Below are 1,252 nucleotides of genomic sequence, written 5' to 3'. Positions count from 1 at the left end.
CTCTCTTTGAACAACCGGCGCAACTCGCTGCGTTGCTGTATCCGCTCACGGTTAATCGTCCGCTTGCGAGCCAGATAGTCGTAAAAACAGGATGTTGGAACATCGAAAGCGCAGCAGACCAGGGTAATGGGGGCTTGCTCTCTTAATCGGTCTATCAGCGCGTACGTGTGAACTCGTCCGTCATCAAGAGAGCCGTAGCCTTCCTAAGAAACACCCTCGATTACCTGTAGGGTGAAACCAAACTCGGCAGCCCGCCGGTGCAATCCCTTGACCACCCGCTCGCGGTACTGCTGCTCATAGTGGTCGGCGCCGGGATCCTGATATTCCATACCAAAACGCATTGCGTTGTAGAACAAGACCGCAATCTTGCGCGCGGTGGCGGTGACCGCCTTCGCTTTGCCGATACGCGCCGACAACCGTCGATAAAATGCCCCCAGCGCCGTATTTGTTCTGCCGATGGTCACCGCTGCCAGTCGTAGGTGGGCGGTCACTCGATTCTTGGTCTTGCGAGTATGAGCTGACAACACCTTGCCGCCACTGATCCGGCAGCCCGGAGCCAGTGTCAGCCAGGAGGTGAAGTGTTGGGCCGTTCGCCAGCGACTCAGATCCGTTCCACACTCGGCCACCAGACGCAGTGCCAGGTAAGGGCCAATGCCATGGATTTGAGTCAGATCGATACCGACCAGCTGATAGAGCAAGGTGCGCACATCGAAGTTGAGTGCGTTCGGCTGCCGGGTACGGTGACGTGGCTTGGGTAGCGCTTTGCTGGGGCGAGGCTTGCCACGAGAGAGCTGCTGCAAGCTTTGGGCAATCTGCTCATCACAGAGAGAAATCTGGGCCTGGTAGGCGTCATACATGGCTAGAGCCTGACTCAAGGCAAACACATGCTCGGGCTGGTAATTTCCAACCAACGCACGTTGGATGGTTTCGACGCTCGACTAACAGCGCAGGTCGCGCATGGCGGCAAGCATCGTGGCATTGCGCTCTCCTGCGACAATGGCACGGATGATCCGCATACCGGTGGCGCCAGTGATGTCACTCACCACATGCTGCAATTGCAGGTTCATGTGAGTTAGCGCCTTCTGCATGTGCTGGATATGGGCCGCAGCGTAATCGAGGTGACGTTCACGTAGCCGCAGATAACTGCGCAGCGCGGCGATCTCCCGCTCAGGATGGAAGCTGGCGCGCAGTAGACCGCAAGCATGCAGGCGCTGGATCCATTGCGCATCGTTGACGTCAGTTTTGCGTCCGG

Annotated in this window: 1 protein-coding gene and 2 pseudogenes; all 3 read right to left on the bottom strand. The window is 57.9% G+C overall.

Features of this window, described 5'->3' with window-relative positions:
• A pseudogene (locus BSP75_RS21455) lies at positions 1 to 203 on the bottom strand (IS3 family transposase); the annotation flags it as partial.
• Positions 204 to 857: a transposase gene (locus tag BSP75_RS21890; RefSeq protein ID WP_216219141.1), complete on the bottom strand. Its 654-nt coding sequence runs from the start codon at positions 855 to 857 to the stop codon at positions 204 to 206.
• Positions 858 to 938: 81 nt separating this feature from the next.
• Positions 939 to 1,252 (bottom strand): annotated as a pseudogene (locus BSP75_RS21885) (IS110 family transposase); the annotation flags it as partial.

The organism is Aeromonas sp. YN13HZO-058 (assembly GCF_001921245.1).
In the GTDB taxonomy this organism is placed as follows: domain Bacteria; phylum Pseudomonadota; class Gammaproteobacteria; order Enterobacterales; family Aeromonadaceae; genus Aeromonas; species Aeromonas allosaccharophila.
This window is presented reverse-complemented; position numbering and strand designations above follow the sequence as displayed.

Excerpts from the sequence above, each read along its gene's own strand:
- BSP75_RS21890 (WP_216219141.1), bottom strand. The coding sequence starts at position 857 with ATGTATGACGCCTACCAGGCCCAGATTTCTCTCTGTGATGAGCAGATT.